At 68.0% G+C, this 15,966-nt stretch carries 12 protein-coding genes; 1 reads left to right on the top strand and 11 read right to left on the bottom strand.

The genetic code is table 11. The annotated features are described in order from the left end of the window. Window positions 1-173 precede the first annotated feature (173 nt). From trpA to trpB, 3 genes are read right to left on the bottom strand one after another with little or no spacing between them, the layout of a single operon-like run. On the bottom strand, window positions 174-983 hold the full coding sequence (gene trpA, locus CCR98_RS14760; RefSeq protein ID WP_087923196.1) for a tryptophan synthase subunit alpha: 810 nt from the start codon (window positions 981-983) through the stop codon (window positions 174-176). 1 nt (window position 984) lies between these two features. After that, window positions 985-1,665 carry a hypothetical protein gene (locus CCR98_RS14765; protein ID WP_087923197.1) on the bottom strand — a complete coding sequence of 227 codons (681 nt, stop codon included), beginning with the start codon at window positions 1,663-1,665 and terminating at the stop codon, window positions 985-987. Then, window positions 1,662-2,879 (bottom strand): tryptophan synthase subunit beta, encoded by a 1,218-nt coding sequence (gene trpB / locus CCR98_RS14770; protein WP_014647880.1) that lies wholly within the window; start codon window positions 2,877-2,879, stop codon window positions 1,662-1,664. Before trpB ends, CCR98_RS14765 begins: the two co-directional genes overlap by 4 nt. Window positions 2,880-2,976: 97 nt before the next feature. Here trpB and CCR98_RS14775 point away from each other — a divergent pair, with 97 nt between their 5' ends. Continuing rightward, window positions 2,977-3,864, top strand: coding sequence for a LysR family transcriptional regulator (locus CCR98_RS14775; RefSeq protein ID WP_087923198.1), 888 nt, complete (start codon window positions 2,977-2,979; stop codon window positions 3,862-3,864). 71 nt (window positions 3,865-3,935) lie between these two features. Here CCR98_RS14775 and CCR98_RS14780 read toward each other — a convergent pair whose 3' ends face one another. The 8 genes from CCR98_RS14780 to CCR98_RS14815 all read right to left on the bottom strand — a co-directional run bounded on the left by CCR98_RS14780 (window position 3,936) and on the right by CCR98_RS14815 (window position 15,946). Beyond that, a complete protein-coding gene (locus CCR98_RS14780) occupies window positions 3,936-5,045 on the bottom strand; it encodes a toxic anion resistance protein (protein ID WP_087923199.1) in 1,110 nt (369 codons plus the stop codon). Window positions 5,046-5,089: 44 nt separating this feature from the next. Continuing rightward, window positions 5,090-5,797 carry a cell division protein FtsY gene (locus tag CCR98_RS14785; protein ID WP_087923200.1) on the bottom strand — a complete coding sequence of 236 codons (708 nt, stop codon included), beginning with the start codon at window positions 5,795-5,797 and terminating at the stop codon, window positions 5,090-5,092. Beyond that, entirely contained in the window at window positions 5,794-11,184 is a 5,391-nt protein-coding gene (locus CCR98_RS14790) for a DNA repair ATPase (protein WP_087923201.1), read from the bottom strand. Before CCR98_RS14790 ends, CCR98_RS14785 begins: the two co-directional genes overlap by 4 nt. 85 nt (window positions 11,185-11,269) lie before the next feature. After that, window positions 11,270-13,288, bottom strand: a complete 2,019-nt coding sequence (locus CCR98_RS14795) for a hypothetical protein (RefSeq protein ID WP_087923202.1) — start codon at window positions 13,286-13,288, stop codon at window positions 11,270-11,272. Continuing rightward, complete coding sequence (locus tag CCR98_RS14800; RefSeq protein WP_087923203.1) at window positions 13,285-13,959, bottom strand: DUF1449 family protein; 675 nt, start codon at window positions 13,957-13,959, stop codon at window positions 13,285-13,287. The genes CCR98_RS14795 and CCR98_RS14800 overlap by 4 nt, the downstream gene beginning before the upstream one ends. 168 nt (window positions 13,960-14,127) lie before the next feature. Beyond that, window positions 14,128-14,784 (bottom strand): phosphoribosylanthranilate isomerase, encoded by a 657-nt coding sequence (locus CCR98_RS14805; RefSeq protein WP_014037969.1) that lies wholly within the window; start codon window positions 14,782-14,784, stop codon window positions 14,128-14,130. Beyond that, entirely contained in the window at window positions 14,781-15,551 is a 771-nt protein-coding gene (truA, locus tag CCR98_RS14810; protein WP_014647888.1) for a tRNA pseudouridine(38-40) synthase TruA, read from the bottom strand. Before truA ends, CCR98_RS14805 begins: the two co-directional genes overlap by 4 nt. A gap of 32 nt (window positions 15,552-15,583) precedes the next feature. Continuing rightward, window positions 15,584-15,946: a VOC family protein gene (locus CCR98_RS14815; RefSeq protein WP_087924206.1), complete on the bottom strand. Its 363-nt coding sequence runs from the start codon at window positions 15,944-15,946 to the stop codon at window positions 15,584-15,586. Between the last annotated feature and the right edge of the window lie 20 nt (window positions 15,947-15,966).

Raw genomic sequence — 15,966 nt, forward strand, 5'->3', positions numbered from 1 at the left:
GACAGTCTAGCTCCGCTTTCCCCGCCCGTGCACCCCCTTGCCAGCCACGGGGCCGCCGGAAAAAACCATGCTGGGACGTACGTTTAGCGCGGCAACGCCGCGCCGGTGGCGCCGGGCCATGCCCGGCGCAATGCCTTGCGCCCCGCACCGCCGGGCATGGCCCGGCGCTACCGTCAGGCGTCCAACGCCTGCCGCAGCGGGGCCAGGAAGGCCCGAGCGCGCTGCGCGGCCTCTTCCGCCGAGCCCGCTTCGGCCAGCGCCGCCACCAGCGCGCTGCCCACCACCACGCCGTCGGCCTGGCGGGCCATGGCTGCGGCACTGGCGGCATCCTTGATGCCGAAGCCCGCCACCACCGGCACCGACGCACGCGCGCGCAACGCCTGCAGGCGGGCACTGGCGGCATCGCTGTCAAGCCGCTCGGACGCACCGGTGACACCGGCAAAGCTGACGTAGTAGAGGTAGCCACGGGCCAACGCCAGCAGCTTGTCGGCGCGCGCCTCGCTGGTGGTCGGCGACGCCAGCAGCACCAGCGCCAGGCCGGCTGCGTCGAACGCCTGCTGGGCCTCGCCCGCTTCTTCCGGCGGCAGGTCGACCAGCAATACACCGTCCACGCCGGCATCCACGGCAGCCTTGGCGAAGGCCGCGTAACCGTGGATCTCCACCGGATTCAGGTAGCCCATCAGCACCACCGGGGTCTGCGCATCGCGCTCGCGGAACTGCGCCACGGCCTGCAGCACGTAGCGGCTGCCAGCACCGCGCGCCAGCGCGCGCTCGGAGCTGCGCTGGATGGTCGGGCCATCGGCCATCGGGTCGGAGAACGGCACGCCCAGTTCGATCACGTCGGCGCCGGCATCGACCAGTGCGTGCATGACCGGCACGGTGGCCTCCAGCGAGGGATCACCGGCCGTGACGAAGGGGATCAGCGCCTTGCGCTGCTGCTCGCGCAGGCGCTGGAAACAGGCATCGAGTCGGGATACAGGCATCTCAGGCACATCCTTCAATCAGTTCAATCGCATCGCTGGTCCCCCAGTACATCCGGGTGACCTTCCCTTCAAACAGTTCCAGGCGGATGCCCAGGTCCGAACCCGGGTCCTGCCAGGTGAGGTACTCACCCTGGTCACCGTCGTAGGCATGCGGGCTGGATACCGGCGGCTTCGGGAACTGGGCCATGGCCTGGGCGCGGGTCATGCCGATGCGCAGGCCGAACGGTCCCGGCTGTTCAACCGGCAGTTCCGGCTCATCGCCCGGCTTCAGATCAAAACGGACCACGCGATCGTCGTCGGTCATCATCGACACGCCCGGCGGCAGCCCCTTGCCGTCGTAGTACTCGCAGTCGCCTTCGAAGAATTCCTTCGCGCCCTGCGCCTTCCAGGGACCCAGCGCCTTCAGGTCACTCATGTGCTGGCCAACCAGCACGTCACCGGCATGATCCAGCGCCACCGAGACCACCGCGGGCGCGCCATCGCTGTCCGTATCTTCCATGGACGGCGGATCGACAATCGGCGCACGCGCCATCGGGTCGAGATCATCGTTGGCGGCCGGCTGCTGTGCCGGCTGCGTGGTGGCCTTGGCGGCCGGTGCCAGTACCGGCGGCTCCGGCGGCTGGCATGCGGCCAACCCCAGCGCCAGCAGCAGCACGCCGCTGTTGCGCAGCCGCGCGCTCACAGCACCAGCCCTTCGCGCGCGGCGATGGTATGCACGTCCTTGTCGCCACGGCCGGACAGATTGCACAGCACGATCTGGTCACGCGGACGCTCACGCGCCAGCTTGATCGCCTGTGCCAGCGCATGGCTGGACTCCAGCGCCGGCAGGATGCCCTCGGTATGCGCCAGCAGGTGGAAGGCCTGCAGCGCTTCTTCATCGGTGATGCCGAGGTAGCGTGCACGGCCGGTGTCGGCCAGGAATGCGTGCTCGGGGCCGACACCCGGATAGTCCAGGCCGGCCGACACCGAATGGGTCTCGATGATCTGGCCGTCGTCGTCGCACAGCACATAGGTGCGGTTGCCATGCAGCACGCCCGGGCGACCGGCAGCGATCGACGCGGCGTGGCGACCGGTGCTGATGCCATCACCTGCGGCTTCGGCGCCGACGATCTCGACCTGGCGATCGTTGAGGAAGGCATGGAACAGGCCAATGGCATTGCTGCCGCCACCGACGCAAGCGGTGATCGCATCGGGCAGGCGGCCGTACTCGGCCAGCATCTGCTCGCGTGCCTCGCGGCCGACGATGGCATTGAAGTCGCGCACCATGCGCGGATAGGGATCCGGGCCGGCGACCGTACCGATGATGTAGAAGGTGTCCTGCACATTGGTCACCCAGTCGCGCATCGCTTCGTTGAGCGCGTCCTTCAGGGTGGCCGAGCCGGAGGTGACCGGCACCACCGTCGCGCCGAGCAGCTTCATGCGGTAGACGTTGATCTTCTGCCGCTCGATGTCGGTGGCACCCATGTACACCACGCATTCCAGGCCCAGCCGCGCGGCAACGGTGGCGCTGGCCACGCCGTGCTGGCCGGCACCGGTCTCGGCGATGATGCGCTTCTTGCCCATCCGCGCCGCCAGCAGCGCCTGGCCGATGGTGTTGTTGATCTTGTGCGCGCCGGTGTGGTTCAGGTCTTCGCGCTTGAGCAGGATCTGCGCGCCGCCGACATGGTCGCTCAGGCGCTGGGCGTGGTAGATCGGGCTCGGCCGGCCCACGTAATGGGCCAGGTCGCGATCGTAGGCGGCCTGGAATGCCGGGTCCTGGCGGGCCTGATCATAGGCCTGGGCCAGTTCCTGCAGCGGGCCGACCAGGGTTTCGGCAACGAAGCTGCCGCCGTAGCGGCCGAAATGGCCCTGGGCATCCGGGAAGGCGTGGTAGTCGGCAATGGGGGAGGCAGACATGGAAGCGACCGCTGGTTCGAGACAGGTGGATACTCTAGCGCACGGGTCGTGACCGGAAAATGGATATTATCTGGCGCATATTGTCAGGAAATCTCACATGAGCCGTTCCCTGCTGCCACCACTCAATGCGCTGCGCGCGTTCGAGGCCACCGCTCGCCTGGGCGGGGTTGGACGCGCCGCGCAGGACCTGCACGTCACCCACGGTGCGGTCAGCCGCCAGCTGAAGCTGCTCGAGGACCACCTCGGCCTGGCGCTGTTCCAGCGTGCCGGTCGCGGCCTGCGCCTGACCGCTGCGGGCACGCGCCTGCAGGCCGCGTGCAGCGAGGCCTTCAGCGGCATCGAAGACTGCGTGCGCGAACTGCGGCGACCGGCGGCGGCCCCGGCGCTGGTGCTGGGCTGCAGCGGCAGCGTGCTGGCGCGCTGGATGATCCCGCGCCTGCCCGCGCTGCAGGCCGCCCTGCCCGGCGTGCGCCTGCAGTGGTCGGCGCTGGATGGCAGCTTCACCGAGGCGCAGGCCGCACTGGATGCGGTGCTGCTGCTGGCGCAGGGGCCGTGGCCCCGGGGCTGGCAGGTGCGTGAGCTGGCGCCGGAACGGGTCGGCGTGGTGGTGGCCCCCTCGCATCCGGCCGCGCAGCGCCTGCGGCATGTACCGCCCTCGGCGCTGCTGCAGGAGACGCTGCTGCACACCAGCTCACGGCCGCAGGCGTGGCCGGCGTGGGCGCAGGCGCACGCTCTGGACACCGCCAAGCTGCAGCTGGGTACTGCCTTCGAGCATCTGTACTACCTGCTGGAGGCAGCGGTGGCCGGGCTGGGCCCGGCGATCGCACCCGAGCCGCTGGTGGCCGAGGACCTGGCCGCCGGGCGACTGGTCGCGCCGTGGGGGTTTGCCGCCACGGGTGGTTTCTGGGTGCTGGCGCGACCGGACGGACCGGCCGATGCGCGCGTGGATGCGCTGGCCGACTGGCTGGGCCAGCAACTCCGCTGACAGCAAAAAGGGGACGGAGGGAATCAAGTCGCAAGTGGCGCAAACGACTTGATTCCCTCCGTCCCCTTTTTTCAGCTGGCGGTCGGAGTGGCCAAGCGCTGCTGCAGGTCTTCGCGCAGGCGTGACAGCTCGACTTCGGCCTGCTGCCGCTGCTGCATGCCTTCGCGATGGATACTGCGCACTTCCTCGACCGTGGCGATCAACTGGTCGTGCACGTGGCGCAGCGTGGCCACGTCGATCACGCCGCGCTGGTTGCTGCGCGCGGTGTCCACCGACGCCTGGCGCAGCAGATCGGCATTACGGCGCATCAGCTCGTTGGTGGCATCGTCGATGGCGGTGGACAGCTCGACCGCGGCCTTCTGCTCACCCAGCGAAAGCTGGATGGCGAACTGGCGCTTCCACGACGGGATGGTGATCTCGCGCACCGTGTTGAACTTCTCGATCAGCTGCAGCGCGTTGGCCTGGATCAGGCGGATCATCGGCAGCGACTGATCGGCCGCATGCTGCATCAGCTGCAGGTCGGACACGCGCTTTTCGATCAGGCGGATCGCGTTGTCGACTTCGCCCTGGCGGATGCGCTGCTGCGGATCCTCACTGCCCTGCCCGGCCTGCTGCTCGGCCTGCAGTTCGGCCAGGCGCTGCTTGCCGGCGGCAGCATACAGGCCAAGCGCATGGCGTTCTTCGCGGACGATGTCATGCATGCGGTCGAACTCGCCCACGCGCTTGCCCATCAACGCCTGCTGCACACCGACATCGCCCAGCAGCTGCTCGATCTGCGCGTTGGTGTCGCTGAACTTCTGCACCAGCTCGCCCTTGGATACGCGCAGGCGGTCGATGAGGCCACCGATCACCGGCACCTTCGACCGCTGGGCGAAGCCGTCCAGCTTCAGGCTGCGCGCGATGCGCACCACTTCGCCCAGTTTCTCGCCGCTGGCATCCAGGTCGCGATTGCGCACCTGGTCCAGCAACTGGCTGGAAAACGCTGCGGTGCGCGTGGCCGCTTCGCGACCGAAGACCTGCAGGTTGCCCGGGCGCAGGTCATCCAGCTCCAGACGGATCTCGGCAATGCGTGGCAGATCCTCGCGGACCAGGCCAAGCGCCTGCAGTGCGCCTTCATCGAGCGTAGCGGCGGTGGTCGTGCCGGGCACGAGGGCACCGGGGGTCTGGCTGTCCTGGGTCATCGGGCAGTCTCCTTGCAGTTGGGTAAGCGGCAGCGGCGGCCGGCTCAAGGCAGTCTAGCCTGAGCCGCCGCGACCTCGTCATCGATCTGTGCGTGCAGCGTGGCGGCCTTCACCGCCAGTGTGGCGCCGGCCGCGGCCTGGCCCGCCACGGCGGCCTGCCGCCAGGCTGGCAACAGGACGTCATGGATGCGCGCGAAGCGTTGCAGCAGCACGTTGTCCTGGTCCTGCAGCAGCTGCCACTGGCCGGCCTCGAGACGGCGCAGCGTGGCCAGCCGGCGCAGATGATCGAGCCGCTGCGACAGCGCGGCCTGGCCGGCGATATCCAGCGACACCAGCCGCGCCGCAGCCAGCTCGACCCAGGCGTCCAGCGCTGCGGCCGCCGCTGAATGCCCGGCAATGGCCATGGCCCGCAACTGCACGTGCTGCTGCAGGTGCTGGGCCTGCTCGCGCGCCTGCAGGGCCAGCACGCCCAGCTGCGACTGCAGCGCACGTCCCTCCGCCTCGCGATCGACATCGCGCCCCAGCAGGCGGCCCCACCAGCCCTCCTGTTGCCGGATCTGCGCCGGATTGCCGGCCTGCAGGGCCAGCGCGATGCGCGCCAGTGCGGCCACCAGGCCCTCGCCCGCGCCCGGCGGCAACGGTGTTTCGCGCCGCGCCAGTGCCTGCAGCAAAGGCGCACCATAGTCGGCCAGCACGGCGACATCGGCCGTGTCCGGCAAGCTCGGTGGCGGCAGTGGCGCCTGCGTGGTCACGGCAGCGGCGGCGGCTTCGGTGTCGTTGCCTGAATGTCCTCACTGTCGTCCGGCGGCAACGACTCGCCGTAGAAGTGGCGCATCAGGGCTTCATCCAGCGCGCGCTCCTCCGGCGTCGCGGCACGGCGCACACGCGCACGCTGCGCCATCGCACTGTTCGGCACGCCACGCTCGACCTGCTGCCGCGCCCAGCCGGCGAACGCGGCCAGGGTCTGCGACACCTGTGCCTGCTGCGCCTGCGATGCCGCCAACAGTTCCACCAACGGCGCCAGGCCCGCCTGCAGGTCCTCGGCCAGGACCGTGGCCGGCACACCGGGGGCCGCGGCGACCGGCTCCGGCGCGGCGGCGGCGGGACGTGTTTCAGAAAGGCGATGCAGGGCTTCCAGCAACGCCGGCCACGGTGCCGGGTCGGCAACGGCGATCGCTTCCGGCATCGGCGGTGGCAGCTGCAGGGCGGTGGCGATGTCGGCCAGCTGCGCGACCACGCGCCCGCCGACATCGCTGTCGTCCGCACCCATGGCCTTGTTGCGCAGGAAATCGCGCTTGATCTGCGTCCAGCGCTGCGCCTGCGTCTCGTCCAGCACGCCGCGCAGTTCGGCCAGCTTCAACAGGTTTTCTTCGGCGCCGGTGGTCAGCAGCTGTGCCTCGCCCAGGTAGTGGTCGGAGATCAACTGCTGCAGTTCGTCCTCGTTCATCACCGGCGAGATCTTCTCGGCCAGCTTGTTCATGTTGCGGTAGCTGCCCTGCAGCCGGAACGGCGGCTCGGTACGGTAGCGATCGTCCTGTGCGGCACTGGCGATGTACTGCTGGTTGACCCGGTAGACCACATCGCGCACGCGCAGCATGCGCTGCAGGGTGGCGGTGATTTCATTGATCTCCGCGCTGCTGTAGGCGTGGCTGAGGCCGTTGGTCGAGACCTCCTTGCCCATCGCGCGGTCGACCAGCACGTACAGGTCAGCCATGTCGCGCGTGGCCAGCGGCGCCAGCACCGGGTTGGAAGTCAGGCTGTTCTCGATGTAGCTGAGGGTAAAGGCCGCCTCCATGCCGCCGAGCACATCACCCAGGTTGTAGATGTCGGCACGGTTGGCCAGCATGTCGGGAATCTTGAACACCTCGCCGGATTCGGTGTACGGGTTGCCGGCCATCACCACGCAGAATTTCTTGCCGCGCATGTCGTAGGTGCGGGTGCGACCGCGCCACACACCCTCGATACGGCGGGTGCCATCGCACAGCGAGATGAACTTCTGCAGGAACTCGGGATGGGTGTGCTGGATGTCGTCCACATACAGCATGGTGTTGTTGCCCATTTCCAGCGCCAGGTTGAGCTTCTCCAGCTCCTGCCGCGAGGTCGCATCCGGTGCCTGGGCCGGGTCCAGCGAGCGCACCTCGTGCCCCAGCGCCGGGCCGTTGATCTTCATGAAGACCAGGCCCAGACGGTGCGCCACGTATTCCATCAGCGTGGTCTTGCCGTAGCCCGGGGGCGAAATCATCATCAGCAGGCCCATCAGGTCGCTGCGCTTGTTCTCGCCGACCGTGCCCATCTGCTTGGCCAGGTTGTCACCGATCACGCCCAGGTAGACATCGTTGATCAGTTTGTTGCGCACGAACGAGGACAGCGGCCGCGCCTTGAACTCGGAAAGCCGCAGGGTCTCGCGCTCGCGGCCGATGATGCCCTGGCGCAGCGCCTGGTAGGCGTGGAACGCCGGCACGAAATGACGCAGGTGCTGCTTCAGGCGTGCCAGGAAATCATCCAGCGATACCACCAGCGTGCCGTTGCTGATGCGTGCGTGTTCACCCAGCAGGCCATGCACTTCCGCCTGCAGCGCAGCGTCGCTGGCACGGGTACGCAGCTGACGCTGGACCAGCAGCAGTGCCGCAGCCTCGTCGACGTAGCCGGCGTGCCGGGCATGCGCCGGCATCCGCGCCAGCGCCCGCAGCCACTGCCCGGCCAGGGCCCAGCGCGTGGCCAGCGGATCCTGGCTGCGCTGCAGGGCGCGTTCGACCGCCTCGCGCTGCCCGGCCTGTTCCAGCTGCTGCGCCAGCGCATCCAGCAGCGCTCCAGCATGGCGACTGCTGCTGAACACCGGCTCGCCGGTCGCCAGCTCTTCGCCCAGATAGGCGGCCGCGGCCTCTGCGGCATCGGCATCGAACGGCAATGTGTGGGACTGCGCATACGCCAGCAGCGCCTCGGCCATTTCCGCACGCAACGCCAGTTGCCCTTCGTCGGACCCCAGCAGGCGTGCCAGCGCCTCGGCTCCCATCTGCCGGCCCGGCCATTGCGCCACCGCTTCGCGCCGCTGCTCGGCGGCCCAGAACAGCAGTGCCAGCGCGCGCACCCGCGGTGCATGGCGCAGGCTGCCGGCCGCCTGCTGCAAGGGCAGCAATGCACGCAGGATCAGCGCAGCGTCATGGTCATGGATGCCGCGCTCGTAGCCTTCGCGGTAGCGGGGTGCGGCGAACGCACGCACGCGCTGGTCCAGCGCTTCGGGCGTGGCGACATCGTGCTGCAGCGTGGTCAGGTCAAGGCCGTCGCTCCCCTCCTGCGCCGCCATCAGCAGGCTGCCGGCCAGATACTCGCCGCGATACAACGCAGGTGACTCCGAGTCCAGGGTGACCGGCCAGAACGGCTTCAGCGCATCCAGCTCCGGATCGTGCAGGGTCTCCAGGAAGTCGGTGCCGGTCAGATGGATCGCCAGCGTGTCACCACGCGGCAGCAGGGTCAGGTCCAGCGCCTGGGTGTTGACGCTGAAGCGATGACGCGGCCCCAGCCGCACCACGTTGCCGCCGGCTTCGTACAGATCGCTGCGATCGCGCAGCTGGCGCACCGCCTGGTCCCGCACACCCTTCAGCCGCGCCTCGATGTCGTCGGCCTTGACGTTGTCATGCAACGCGCGCAGGCGTTCGGCCAGTTCACGCAGCTTGAGGATCAGCGGATCGCCGGCAAAGAATGCATTGAGCTCATCGGCGGTGGCGAAGCGCTCGGTGCGCTTGGCCAGGCCATCGAGGATGCGGTTGGCCGCATCCAGCACCGAGCGCGCCTTGCGCTGGCGGTCATCCAGCAACGCCTGCTTGTGCGTCTCGAAGGCTTCGACCAGCTCTTCGCGCTTGCTCAGGATGTCGCCGAGGAACTGCTCGTGCTCGCCGAACTGGCTCTCCAGTTCCTCCAGCTGCACCAGCAGGCGCGACAGCTGCTCGTCGGCGCGTTCGGGGTCGGTGGCCAGCGCCAGCGCGCTGGTGATCGACTGCGAGAACAGCGCGAACTGCGCGGCAAACTGCGCCACGGCCTCGGCCGAACCGAGCGACCGGCGACGCTGATCTGCGCGTGCGCGAGCCTGGTTGAGACGGCCGTACAGCACCGAGATCGACTCGACCACGCGGGTGCGGGCAGTGGCATCGTCCACCTTCAGGCCGGCCATCAGCTCGGACAGCATGTCCAGGTCGGCCGCCATCGCACGCAGCCCCTCCAGCTGCTCGTCCAGCTGGCGGGCACTCTGTGCCTGCTGGGCCGCTTCATCCAGCGCCTGCAGGCGCGTGGTCAGCGGCGCCAGCGCGGCATCACCGGCGAGGAAGTCGCCCGTGGCTGCGCCGACATGGTCCTGCGCCTCCACCAGCTCGGCTGTCATCGCCTCGATGCGCGGGGTGTCGATGTAGCGCAGCTCGCGGATGGTCAGCAGCCGTCCACGCAATGCAGTGATCGCATTGAGCGCCTCGACGAAGGCCTGCACCTCGTTCCAGTTCTGCGGCTGCAACCGGCCCAGCAGCGCCTTGTGCGCGGCCTCTGCCTCGACCATCGCCTGCGCCGACTGCTGGCGGATCGACTGCACCTTCTCGTACTCGTCCAGCACCGATTCGCCGGTGGCGCTGATCTGCCGCAGCAGCGCCTCGGCGCCGTCGCAGGCCGCGTCGCCCAGCCAGTGGTGGGCATCGAACAGGCGCCGGGTGTCGGCCACCAGGCGCTGGTAGCGCTGCACCGACACGTCCTGGCCATCGATCTCGCGCGCCAGGTTGAACAGGTTGGAAATGCCGCGCACCAGTTCGGCGTTGCCGATGCGGCCCATGAAGGTGTTGCCGGGCGGTCGGCTGGCGGCAAACTCGTCACTGCTGAACGGGGTCTGCCAGACCTGCATCGGATGGATGCGGGTCGGTTCGCTGCCTTCGGCATGGAACAGCACCATGCGCCCGTCCTGCATCAAGGCGTAGCCATGGCCGAACACCGGGTTCTGCAGCACGCGCTGGATGGTGTTGTAGACGAACAGCGCCGAGCGTCCGCCTTCGCGCTCGTAGAAGAAGTACAGCACATCCTCGCCATTCGGCGAACGGATGCTGCGCTTGAACTGCATGCCGGCCATCGAGGCGTCGAATGCCTTGTGCTCGCCGCCCTGCAGGTAATACCCACCCGGGAAGATCACGCCGTGGTCTTCGGGCAGCTGCACGCAGGCCTGCACGATCGCATCGTTGCGCACGATGCCACCGGTCAGCGTGTTGTAGATCAGGCCACGCCACTCCGTCTCGCGGTACGGCAGCACCTTCAGCAGCACCAGCGAGCCGACCCGGGCGAATTCGAACTGGGCGTCGTCCAGCGACTGCGTGCTGTCCTCCACCGGTTCGCTGTAGATGCCCTGCCCGGTCTCGGTGTTGTTCTCGACCTTGATGGTGAGGTCGCCGCCGGTGGTCTCCACGAACAGGGTGTCGAGGATGTTCAGGTGCGAATGGCGGCCATTGACCGCCAGGTCGCGAGTGGCCCTGGTCCACTCGAAATCGAACGGCGGCGGCAGTGCGATATCGCGCTCGCCGCGCGCATCCAGATAGGTCAGTTCGCCATCGCGCGCCAGCGCCCAGCGGAACACGCGCACATCGCTGCTGCGCTCGCCGATCTGGAACGAGGCCAGCAGCTTGTCGCCCACCACGATCAGCTGCAGCAGGCGTGCGTGCTTGTAGTACGCGTACAGCTCGTTGAAGTCGTGCACGAAGCCGGGCTGGTCGAGGAAGCTGCCCTTCAGTTCCAGCGCGGCTACGTCGTAGCCGTCGCTGCCCTGCACCAGCCGGTACAGGCCGAACACATCCTCGATACGGGTCTGGGTCTTCAGCCCGATGAACACGTTGTAGCCGAACAGCAGGCGGTCCGGCCCGACCTGCACGATGTCACGGCCGACGCAATTGTTTTCGCTGCGGATGCGGAAGCGCCCGACCACCTCCAGGCGGCTGTCGCCGAACTCGGCCAGGCGCTGGCGGTTGAGCGTTTCGGCCAGGCCCTGCAGGCGCTGGCCCTGCTCGGCCAGGCGGCGGCGCAGGACTTCGTAGGCGCCGCCCTGGGCAACGGCCTGGTCGACGGTATTGCCGCCGGCCTCCGGTGCAGTGGATTCGGCGGACGGATGGGTATCAGACATCAGCAGGCTTCCGGCTCACGGGCAGACGGCCGCGGTTGCGGCCGGCGCGGGCGGGCGATGGCCGCAGCAGCCATCGCCCGATGCATCAACGGGCGCTGTCGACCACGGTGGCCGACACGGTCGGCACCGCTTCGGCATCCTCGGCGATCTGGCGTGGTGCCGGTTCGGCCACGGCCACGCCCAGGTAGCGCTGCATCAGCTCCTGCACGATCGGGCTCTTGCCGGCAAAGCCTTCAATCGACTTGCCCAGCGACACCGCCTTGACCAGGTTCTCGAACATGCCGCCGTCGCCACCGACCAGGTCGATGTCGGCGTTGCGCAGCGCGCTGGCGATGACGTTGGCGTTCTCGCGCGAGACTTCCTTGCCGGCTTCGATCGAGGCCAGCGCCTGCTTCAGGCTGTTGTCCAGCATCATGCGGAACTCTTCGTGGCCACGCGCCTGGTCGCTCAGCGAGGCGATGGCTTCGAACTTGCGCACCAGGCCTTCGGCCTCGGCCAGCAGCTTCTTCTGCACCACGCCGGCTTCGGCGTTGCCCAGCGATTCGGTGGCGGTGGCACGGGCCAGGCCCATCTTCTCCTCACCCTGCGCCTGTGCCTGCAGCGTCTGCGCCAGCACCTGGGCTTCGTTGCTGCCCTGCTTCAGGCTGGCTTCGGCCTTGGCTTCGATCACGCGGGCCTCGGCAATGCCGACCTTCTCGATGGCCAGTGCCGAAGCTTCACGCACCTGCGCTTCGGCCAGGCCCGGCGCCGCCTGCTCGGCGCGCAGCGCGTCGGCCAGCAGGCGCTTGGCTTCGGCCTGCTTGCCGGCTGCTTCGTGTTCGGCCTGGGCCAGTGTGGTCAGTTCAACCGCGCGGTGCTTGGAGGCGGTTTCGCGCGCCTGCGCTTCCTTCACCTCGCGCACCAGCGATTCCTGCGCCTTGGCTTCGGCTTCCAGGATCAGCACCTGCTTCTGGCGGTCGGCCTCGGAGACCTCGCGCACTTCCTTGATGCGCTCTTCTTCCTGCGCCACGGTCTTGTCGATGGAGATGCGTTCGCGGGTGATGTTGGCCACGTCCATCTTGCCCTGCTCGACCACCTTGTCACGCTCCACGCCCTGCAGCTGCACTTCGCGGTCGGTGGTGACCTGCTCCAGCTGGCGTGCGCGCTCCACGCGCTCGGCCTCGATGGCCACGGCACGCTGGCGGTTCTGCTCGGCCACTTCCACTTCGCGCAGGCGGTTCTGGTCGCGGATCTCGATCAGCTGCTGTGCTTCGATGCGGGCATTCTCGGACAGCTGGCGCTGCTCTTCCTGCACCTTGGCAGTCTCGGCCTCCTCGCGCGCGCGGATGGTCTCGATCTCGCGCTTCTGGCGTGCTTCGGCTTCGGCCTGCTGGCGTTCCAGCGCCAGCAGCGCCTCACGCGCTTCCACGTTCTTCTTGGTGATGGCGAGCTTCTCGTTCTGCTCCAGCTCGTTGGTCACCACGTTCTGCGCGGCGGTCAGCTCGGTGATCTTGCGGATGCCCTGCGCGTCGAGGATGTTGAACTGGTCCAGCAGCGACTTCGGAGTCTGCTCCAGGTAGTCGATCGCCACGTCTTCCAGCACATAGCCGTTGAGGTCGTTGCCGATCACCGCGATGATCTCGTCGCGGAACTCCTGGCGCTTCTCGAACAGTTCGGTGAAGTCGAATTTCTTGCCGACCGTCTTCAGCGCTTCGGAGAACTTGGCGTTGAACAGCTCGTCGACGGCATGCTTGTCCGATGCACGGTCGGCACCGATGGCCTTGGCCACGCGCAGCACGTCGGCCTGGGTCTCGTTCACCCGCAGGTAGAAGGCCACGGCGATGTCGGCCCGCATGTTGTCGCGGCAGATCAGGCCTTCCTTGCCGCGGCGGTCGATCTGCAGGGTGATCAGGCTGATCCGCATCAGCTCGGCGCGGTACAGCACCGGGATGATCAGCGCACCGGTGAAGTGCACCTTGGGCGTGGAGCTCATGTCGTTGACGATCAGGGCCACGCCCTGGTCGACCTTGCGATAGAAGGCCTTGAACAGCCCGGCCACGCCCAGCAGCAGGACGAGCAGGCCGCCGGCGACGGCCAGGATCGGTAAGAGGGATGCCAACGTCATTGATGATTCTCCTTGTTGCCCGGAAGCAGGTTGTCCTGGAAATCGAGGGCGATCGCATCGGCGCGGACCACCCGGTAATAGTGTTGCTCGGCCATGTGCTCGACCAGCACAATGCGCTCGCCACGCTGCAGTTCGATGTCGCTGCGGATCTGCAGCACCAGCCCGGCGCCGCCATCATCGACAGTGGCATGACCGCTGCGTGCGTCCACCTTCGGCGATGCGACCACGCCGATCCGGCCCAGCAGCGATGCCTGCGGTACCGGCCGCAGGCGCAGCAGGAAGCGACGGACCGGGCGCAGGATCAGCGCGGTGATGGGTACCGCAGGCAGCGGTGCCAGTACCGCCACGAGCGTACCCAGGCCCCAGCGCAGCAGGTCCGGCAGCGGCAGCAGTACGAACAGATGGATGAAATAGGTGATGAGCCAGCCGAACAGGCCCAGCAGGGTGACCACCACCATGATCGGGACACCGCCCAGGCCCCAACGTGCCAGCACGGCCGACAGGCCACTGAGGTCGGTCCCCGCCTCGAGCGCGCCATCGGCGCCAAGATCGCCGAAACCGTCATCGACCAGGCCGAACGCCGCAACCGCCCAATACATCACCGACACCAACAGCAGAATGCTGTACGGCAGCGTCGGGTAACCGAGTACGACGGTGAGAAACTCCTGCATCGCTTGCCTTCCTGGGCTATGGGCGGCGGCCGCCCGTTCGGGGCGCGCCGAGCGCGTCCCGTCGATCCCCGCGCCGGCCCTCATGGCAGGCGCGCTTGGGACCATCCTATGTGAAGAATGCGTGCAGGCTCAAATCCGAGTGCTGATCAGGGTAAATAGTGACGCCAATCACTCGAGAACCGTGCAATCGGCGCGGCGCACTTCCTCGACGAAGGTGCGCATCTTGTAGCCGTCCTTGATGCCCGGTTCCAGTTCGATGCCGCTGGAGACATCCACGCCCCACGGCAGGGTGGCCAGCACCGCGTCGTAGACGTTTTCCGGGTTCAGGCCACCGGCAAGCAGGAACGGGCGATGCAGGCCGGTCGGGATCCGGCCCCAGTCGAAGGCCACGCCGGTGCCGCCACCGCCACCCGGCGCATGGCTGTCGAACAGGAAGCCAGCGGCGCTGGGATAGCGCAGTTGCAGGGTGCGGGCGTTGATCTCTTCACGCCCGCCCATGGCGATCGCCTTCAGGTACGGCATGTTGAAGCTGCGGCAGAAACTCTCGTCTTCCTCGCCGTGGAACTGCAGCAGGGTCGGTCGTACCGTGCGCAGCACCTCGCGCACCTCTTCCTTGCTGTTGTTGCGGAACAGCGCCACCACGTCGACCATCGGCGCGATCGCCTGGCGCATCGCACGTGCCTCGGCCGGGGCGACCCGTCGGCTGCTTTCACGGGCAAAGATGAAACCCACCGCGTCCACACCCAGCTCACCGGCCAGGCGGACGTCGCCGGCCCGGGTCATGCCACAGAACTTGATGCGTGTGCGGTAGTAGGAGCGGCTCATAGCGTGACCTCGGCGGGCAGATGCCAGTTGTCGGGGTACAGGGGCCCAAGGAACACCAGGCCCTGCGGCGGTGCGGTGGGACCGGCTACGGTGCGATCGCGCCCGGCCAGCAGTTCGGCGATCCATTCCACCGGCTTCTCGCCACTGCCCACCAGGATCAGCGATCCGACGATATTGCGGACCATGTGATGAAGGAATGCATTGCCCTGCACGGCGACCTCGATCACCTCGCCCTGGCGGCTGACCTGCAGTGACTGCAGTTCACGCCGTGCATGCAGCGCCTGGCATTGCACCGAGCGGAACGCGCTGAAGTCGTTCTCGCCAAGCAGGGCCTGGCCAGCAGCATGCATCAGGCCCGCGTCCAGCGCACGGCGCTCCCAGCTGAGGGTCTGCCGCTGCAGCGCCGGCCGCACTTCGCGGTTGAGCAGGCGGTAGCGGTAGCGGCGCGCACGCGCCGAGAAACGGGCATGGAAATCATCGGCCACCGGCACGCACCAGCGCACCGCGATCGAGCGCGGCAGGCGGGTGGTGGTGCCCAGCATCCAGGCGCGCGGATCGCGCACCACGTCGGTATCGAAATGGACGACCTGGCATTGGCCGTGCACGCCGGCATCGGTGCGGCCGGCACAGACCACCTGCAGCGGCGCATCGGCCACCGATGACAGGGCCTGCTCAAGGCTGGCCTGCACGCTGGGGCCGCCCTCGCCCAGGTTCTGCCAGCCCCTGAAATCGCTGCCGTCGTATTCGACGCCAAGCGCGTAACGCATGTGCTACCTCGATGTTGCGGATGGGGAGGCGCTCAGGCCGGATCGCGTTCGGACCAGACCGCCAGTTCGTTGCCACCAGGCTCGACGAACTGGAAGCGGCTGCCGCCGGGGAAAGAGAACACCGTCCGCACGACCTCACCGCCAGCGTTGCGCACCGCCGCTTCGATCGGCGCCAGCTGGTCGGCATACAGCACCAGCAGCGGCGCACCGCTGTCACTGGCCCGTTGCGGCTGGCCGCGGAAGAAGCCGCCCTGCAGGCGGCCATCGTCGAATGCGGTGTAGTCGCTGCCGTAGTCGACGAACGACCAGCCGAACACCTTTTCGAAGAAGGCGCGGCTGGCGGCCGGGTCACTGGAGGCGAATTCAACGTAGTCGATACGGCACTCGCGGCTCATGGCACGGTCCTTGTCGGCGG

This window comes from Stenotrophomonas sp. WZN-1 (assembly GCF_002192255.1).
GTDB lineage: Bacteria > Pseudomonadota > Gammaproteobacteria > Xanthomonadales > Xanthomonadaceae > Stenotrophomonas.